Annotated in this window: 3 protein-coding genes and 1 CRISPR repeat array; all 3 genes read right to left on the bottom strand. The window is 60.9% G+C overall.

The features are described 5' to 3' along the window. Positions 1–115: 115 nt before the first annotated feature. A CRISPR array of direct repeats spans positions 116–3372; the repeat unit is 30 nt; unit sequence GTTCCAATCCCTCATAGGTAGGCTCCAAAC. A gap of 246 nt (positions 3373–3618) precedes the next feature. The 3 genes from ahbA to cobA are packed head-to-tail and all read right to left on the bottom strand — an operon-like array spanning position 3619 to position 7095. Further along, positions 3619–4674, bottom strand: coding sequence for a siroheme decarboxylase subunit alpha (ahbA, locus tag IEX61_RS07040; protein ID WP_188817314.1), 1056 nt, complete (start codon positions 4672–4674; stop codon positions 3619–3621). 1 nt (position 4675) lies between these two features. Then, positions 4676–5650 (bottom strand): porphobilinogen synthase, encoded by a 975-nt coding sequence (gene hemB / locus IEX61_RS07035; RefSeq protein ID WP_188817312.1) that lies wholly within the window; start codon positions 5648–5650, stop codon positions 4676–4678. Continuing rightward, a complete protein-coding gene (cobA, locus tag IEX61_RS07030; protein WP_229725759.1) occupies positions 5647–7095 on the bottom strand; it encodes a uroporphyrinogen-III C-methyltransferase in 1449 nt (482 codons plus the stop codon). The genes hemB and cobA overlap by 4 nt, the downstream gene beginning before the upstream one ends. Between the last annotated feature and the right edge of the window lie 82 nt (positions 7096–7177).

Below are 7177 nucleotides of genomic sequence, written 5' to 3'. Positions count from 1 at the left end.
CGATATCAGGAGGTTTTCATTTGCTCAAACCCCCGCATGTTTCATTACAGGAATGCTCATAGGTAGGCTCCAAACTGTACGGGGCAAACGCGAAGGCGCGAAAATTGTCCCGCGTGTTCCAATCCCTCATAGGTAGGCTCCAAACAATGAACTCCTCATCATCCTGATCGCCAATGAGAATGTTCCAATCCCTCATAGGTAGGCTCCAAACGCACTGGCGATGGCGCGGGAGCACGGCGCCAAACGGATGTTCCAATCCCTCATAGGTAGGCTCCAAACGGGCAGCTTCAAGTCTTCGGAGCGGCCCACGGGAGTGGGTTCCAATCCCTCATAGGTAGGCTCCAAACCGCGGAAATGCCTCTCTCAGCCGTTTTTGGTGCGGGGGTTCCAATCCCTCATAGGTAGGCTCCAAACTGAGCGTGCGGATCGTGTTTTCGCTCACGTTCCAAAGTTGTTCCAATCCCTCATAGGTAGGCTCCAAACTCGGCGGAAGTCGGGAGGATTACTGGAACGATAGCGGTTCCAATCCCTCATAGGTAGGCTCCAAACGCGTATTTTTTTGTTTACGGCAGGCTTATTCGCAGGAAGTTCCAATCCCTCATAGGTAGGCTCCAAACAGCGACAAAAATCGACGAGACGGTCTTGCTGAGCCCGTTCCAATCCCTCATAGGTAGGCTCCAAACGGACGTGGTGTCGTAAATCTCCGTGGCCGATTTGAACAGTTCCAATCCCTCATAGGTAGGCTCCAAACCAACCTTGACAAGCTGGACATCATCGGTGATCCCCAGGTTCCAATCCCTCATAGGTAGGCTCCAAACGCAACAGACGGTGAGGACGGTGTCGAGGCCGACCGGCGTTCCAATCCCTCATAGGTAGGCTCCAAACCCGTCCTGTACGACGACATTCCGGCAGAGGATATCATGTTCCAATCCCTCATAGGTAGGCTCCAAACTCGTCGGCCGGACCGCCTCAATGTACGCGTTCCCGGCGTTCCAATCCCTCATAGGTAGGCTCCAAACAATGGTCATGACCGCCCGGTAGACGTAGATGTTCCCCTGTTCCAATCCCTCATAGGTAGGCTCCAAACACGAAGGGTTTATCATCGGCCGCTACTTTGTATACTGTTCCAATCCCTCATAGGTAGGCTCCAAACCCAATGAGCCGGGCTTTTTTGTTGCCCTTGTTTGGGGGTTCCAATCCCTCATAGGTAGGCTCCAAACGATACATAGTCCACGACGACGAAGAACACCAGTGCAGTGTTCCAATCCCTCATAGGTAGGCTCCAAACTCATCACAACCCCTCCCTCAGTTTTTTGGCTTCAAACGGTTCCAATCCCTCATAGGTAGGCTCCAAACGCTCCCTTCAGGTGGAGACGGACATGCGGGAGCCGATGTTCCAATCCCTCATAGGTAGGCTCCAAACCGGGGGAAAAGACGGGTGCGCCGGTCTGCCGGACGGCGGACGTTCCAATCCCTCATAGGTAGGCTCCAAACATTGCTCGTCGGTGTCCTCCCGAAACTCCACCTCGTGTTCCAATCCCTCATAGGTAGGCTCCAAACGCGGACGGCCTCGCGGGCCCCCTCTTCGCCGTCTTCGTTCCAATCCCTCATAGGTAGGCTCCAAACCGGATGGGCTGGCATCGGGTATAACTACTGGGTCAGGTTCCAATCCCTCATAGGTAGGCTCCAAACGGTAATACCGACTCCCTTTTGCTTCTGCGCAACCTTAAGTTCCAATCCCTCATAGGTAGGCTCCAAACCGATTCAGCAAATCGCCTTCATGTACCAGCAGGGGCAGTTCCAATCCCTCATAGGTAGGCTCCAAACGATCGAGCGTCTATGGGATCGGTACCATGCTCTAGATCGTTCCAATCCCTCATAGGTAGGCTCCAAACGGGCCGACCCTGCGCTCGCGGTCCGAGGGCGACCGGGTTCCAATCCCTCATAGGTAGGCTCCAAACGGGAATGCCACGCGAGCGCAGGAGGCGATACGTGTGTTCCAATCCCTCATAGGTAGGCTCCAAACCCGAAATGTCGTTTGCTGAAGCAATGCGTTGGTGGTCGTTCCAATCCCTCATAGGTAGGCTCCAAACCGTACACCTCGGTGTAGTTCGGAACCCCGGCCAGCTGTTCCAATCCCTCATAGGTAGGCTCCAAACAGGGTGACGCGTGATGGCGAACCCCTACGGCTCCGAGTTCCAATCCCTCATAGGTAGGCTCCAAACCAAAAAAACGAACTAGGAGGGAGACAACATGACCATGTTCCAATCCCTCATAGGTAGGCTCCAAACAAGCTCTGGCGCTTTGCTGGGCTTGCGGTTATCGACGGGTTCCAATCCCTCATAGGTAGGCTCCAAACTGCCCACGCCCGATTTTGTTTTCACGTAGTGAAAACAGTTCCAATCCCTCATAGGTAGGCTCCAAACGTCGATGACGTTCTGCCCGAACACCTCGATGATGTCCGGGTTCCAATCCCTCATAGGTAGGCTCCAAACGAGGAGAAGAGCGCCCCACGCGGCGCTTTTTCTTGCGCGTTCCAATCCCTCATAGGTAGGCTCCAAACTCGTGATACGGTTGGTATTCCCAGTACCATTGAAGTAGCGTTCCAATCCCTCATAGGTAGGCTCCAAACCTTCGCACGTGCTGCCTCGAACAGCTCGTCCATCGTGGTTCCAATCCCTCATAGGTAGGCTCCAAACACCCGCGGAGGGGGCGGTATGGCGCGGTTTTCCATGATGTTCCAATCCCTCATAGGTAGGCTCCAAACGCATTAGCCTCGGCCTCCTCACCCTCACCTTCAACCGTTCCAATCCCTCATAGGTAGGCTCCAAACTCTCCTATCCGACGTATTGACCGCCTTGTCGTCTAACGTTCCAATCCCTCATAGGTAGGCTCCAAACCTATGCCGTGTACGCCCAGACGGGTGTCCTTCGGCGGTTCCAATCCCTCATAGGTAGGCTCCAAACGATACGCGTAACGTTGAACTCACTTACGACGCTAACGGGGTTCCAATCCCTCATAGGTAGGCTCCAAACTAGTGAAAGGTGGTGTTGGTTATGCCCCGTTTGAAGGGTTCCAATCCCTCATAGGTAGGCTCCAAACTTTCGCCCGGCTTTCCAGCCGTTGGGTGGGTCGTCGCGTGTTCCAATCCCTCATAGGTAGGCTCCAAACGCGCCACGGAGCAGGCGTTAGCTGACGCGAAGAAGATGTTCCAATCCCTCATAGGTAGGCTCCAAACAATATCATCGCGAAAGAGGCGGCCAGTACCAAAGACAGTTCCAATCCCTCATAGGTAGGCTCCAAACCAAGAGGCATGGTTCTCGCGGCTTGATTCGAAAACAGGTTCCAATCCCTCATAGGTAGGCTCCAAACCCCAAAAACCTTGCCCCAACAAGGGGATAAGTGTGAGCGCGAAGCTCGCAAAATCTTACGAAAGTATTGTACACCACTGAAGACCGCGCCGCAAGAGGGCTTTTTGGAGAAAGGATTTTGCAGAAGTGTCGTCGACCTGCCGGAGTTTTTGCAACACTGCCGGTCGACGACACAAAAAACAAGCGACCCGCCATTGCCTGCGGCGGATCGCCGCGCGTAGGAACCGTGGAACAGGGGAATTCCGCTTTACAACCCCATCTCTTCCGCCACTTTCGCTTCCCATTCGTACGTCTCCGGTGTGAAGTACTCGACGCGCGTCTTCTTGTACTCCTTCGTGGAGTAGAGCACGATCCGGTCGGTGATGCCCGTCTCCTCCTCAATCGATTTCAGGATGGCCTCACATTCCTCCAGCGAGCGGCCGTGGACCATGGTGAAGATGTTGTAGGGCCAGTCCTCGTAGCGCGGGCGCAGGTAGCAGTGGCTGACGGCCTTGAAGGCGGCCATCTTCGGCCCCACTTCTTCCACCTTGTCGTCGGGCACGTTCCACACGCCCATGCCGTTGAAGAGGAAGCCGGCCTGGCGGTGGCGCAGCACGGCGGAAAAGCGGCGCATCAGCTTGCGCTTCTTCAGGCTCTCCGCGCCGGCGAGGAGCTCCTCGGTGGTGATGCCGATGTTCTGCGCCCACTCGTCGAAGGGACGCGCCGTCACCGGGAGGTCCTTCTGCAGCTCGCGGATCATGGCGATGTCGAGGTCGGAGAGGCGGTTGTCGGCGTTTCGGCGGTCCTCGTCGGTGTAGGTGGGCTTGGCCTTGGCCTTTGCCGTGTCCTCCTTTCCGGTGACGTCAAGCTGCACGCCGATCTTGAACAGCTTCAGCGTCGGCAGGAGGCGGATCGACTCGACGCCCGGGGCGCGCTGACCGAGAATCTCCACCGTCTTCTCCAGGCCGAAGCGGCTGTTGGGCGGCACGGCGATGGTGAACCACAGGTTGAAGGCGTGGTTGCGCTTGTAATTGTGGCTGACGCCGGGGTGCTCGTTGATCACCTGCGCCGCCTCGTCCACCAGCTCCGGCTTGACGCGGGCGGCCACCAGGCTGGATGCGTAGCCGAGGGCCCGCGTGTCGAAGATGGCCGAGATCTGGCGCACGACGGTCTTCTTCAGCTCGGCCACGCGGCGGAGCACGTCGTCCTCCGTGGTGCCGAGGCGCTCGGCGAGGGCCTGGTACGGGCGCGGCACGAGGGGCAGGTCTTCCTGCAGCAGGTTCAAAAGCTCGCGGTCGAGGGCGTCCATCGTCTGCACGCTCATGCTACTCGCCTCCTTTGAGCCAGCGGGCCACATCCTTAGCGAAGTAGGTGAGGATGAGGTCCGCGCCGGCCCGCTTGATACCGGTGAGGAGTTCCATCACCACGGCGCGCTCGTCGATCCACCCGTTGGCCGCCGCCGCCTTCACCATGCTGTACTCGCCGCTCACGTTGTAGGCCGCCACGGGGAGATCGAAGTGCTCCTTCAAGAGCCGGATGATGTCGAGGTAGGCCAGGGCCGGCTTCACCATCAACAGGTCGGCCCCCTGCTCCACGTCGGCGCGCGCCTCGCGCAGGGCCTCGCGGGCGTTGGCCGGGTCCATCTGGTACGTCTTGCGGTCGCCGAACTGCGGCGCGGAGTGGGCCGCGTCGCGGAACGGGCCGTAAAAGGCCGAGGCGTACTTCACCGCGTAGGAGAGGATGGGCACGTGGGTGTACCCCGCTTCGTCAAGGCCCTTGCGGATGGCGTGGACGAAGCCGTCCATCATGTTTGACGGGGCGATCACGTCGGCGCCGGCCGCCGCCTGGGAGACGGCCGTCTTCACCAAGAGCTCAAGGGAGGGGTCGTTCAGCACCTCGCCGTTTTCCACCACGCCGCAGTGGCCGTGGCTCGTGTACTGGCACAGGCAGGTGTCGGCGATGACGACAAGGTCGGGATACTGCTCCTTGATGCGGCGCGTGGCTCGCTGGACGATGCCGTCCTCGGCGTAGGCCTCCGAGCCCACCTCGTCCTTGTGGCGCGGCACGCCGAAGAGGATGACGGCCTTGAGGCCCAGGTGGACCGCCTCGCCCACTTCCTCGTCCAGGCGGTCGAGGGAGAAGTGGTAGACGCCGGGCATCGACGGCACTTCTTCTTTAATATTTTCGCCTTCCACCACAAACAGCGGATAGATCAGGTCGTCCACAGACAGCTGCGTTTCGCGCACCAAGGCGCGCAGAGCCGGCGTGCGGCGCAGCCGGCGCAGGCGGGCAAAGCTCATCGCGCTCCACCTCCAATGGCCCGAACCAGGCCTTCGATCGTCGCCTCCTCGGCCACAGCGTCGACGCGCAGGCCGAGGGCTTCCGCCGTCTTCGCCGTGACGGGGCCGATGCAGGCCACCGTCACCCCGTCGAGGAGGGCGGGCACGTCATGGTCTTTTAGCGCTTCGACGAAGTTCCTTACCGTCGACGAGCTGGTAAAGGTGACGACGTGGATGCGCCCCTCGCGCAGGAGGGCCGCCACCTCGTCGGCGCCGCGGGCGTCGATGACGTTGTCGTAGGTGTCGGCCTCGGTCACCTCGGCCCCGAGGGCCCGCAGCGCCTCCGGCAGGGCCTTGCGGGCGATGTCGGCCCGCGGCAGGAGGACGCGGTCGCCGGCCTTCACCTTGCCGGCCAGGGCCTCGGCCAGGGCGTCGCCGTCAAAGCGCTGGGGCAGGAGCTCGACGCGCATCCCCTTCTCCTCGAGGGCCTCCGCCGTCTTCGGACCCACGGCGGCGACACGCGCCCTGGCCATGGTGCGGATGTCAATGCCCCGCTCCCGCAGGCGGCGGAAGAAGAAGGCCACGCCGTTTGTGCTCGTGAAGATCACCCAGTCGAAGTCGCCGAGGCGGTCGAGGGCCGCGTCGAGGGGCGCCGGATTGCGCGGCGGCACGAGGCGGATGACGGGAAACTCCACAGGCTCGCCGCCCAGCTCGGCGATGAGGCGGGAGAGGTCGCTGGCCTGGGCCCGCGCCCGCGTGACGAGCACCCGTTTGCCGAAGAGGGGCTTCTTCTCGTACCACGCCAGCTTTTCGCGCAACCGCACCACGTCGCCGACGACGGTGATCGCCGGCGGCTTGAGGCCGGCTGCGCGCACCCGCTCGACGATCGTCGCCAGCGTGCCCGTCACCGTCTCCTGCTCCGGCAGCGTGCCCCAGCGGATGACGGCCACCGGCGTATCAGGCGCGCGGCCGTGGGCCAGGAGCTGCTCGACGATGAACGGCAGGTTGCCCACGCCCATGTAGAAGACGAGGGTGTCCACCGCCGTGGCCAGCTTCGCCCAGTTGATCGACGACGTCTCCTTGTCCGGCCGCTCGTGGCCGGTGACGAAGGCGACGGTGGCGTTGACGTCGCGGTGCGTCACCGGGATTCCCGCGTAGGCCGGGACGGCGATGCCCGCGGTGATGCCGGGGACGATCTCAAAGGGAATGCCATGAGCCGCCAGGGCCTCGGCCTCTTCCCCCACACGGCCGAAGACGCACGGATCGCCGCCCTTGAGGCGAACCACCGTTTTGCCCTCGAGGGCCTTCTCAACGAGAAGGACGTTGATCTCCTCCTGGGTCAGCGTGTGCCGGTCGGGCATCTTGCCGACGTAAATGCGCTCGGCGTCGTCCCGGGCATAATCCAGGAGACGCGGATTGGCCAGGCGGTCGTACAGGATCACATCGGCCTGCTCGAGGGCCTCCATCCCGCGCACGGTGATCAGCTTGGCGTCGCCGGGCCCGGCACCAACGAGGAACACCTTGCCCGGGCCAGTTGAACCGCGCGCG

The sequence above is a fragment of the Calditerricola satsumensis genome, from assembly GCF_014646935.1.
GTDB classification, from domain to species: domain Bacteria; phylum Bacillota; class Bacilli; order Calditerricolales; family Calditerricolaceae; genus Calditerricola; species Calditerricola satsumensis.
This window is presented reverse-complemented; position numbering and strand designations above follow the sequence as displayed.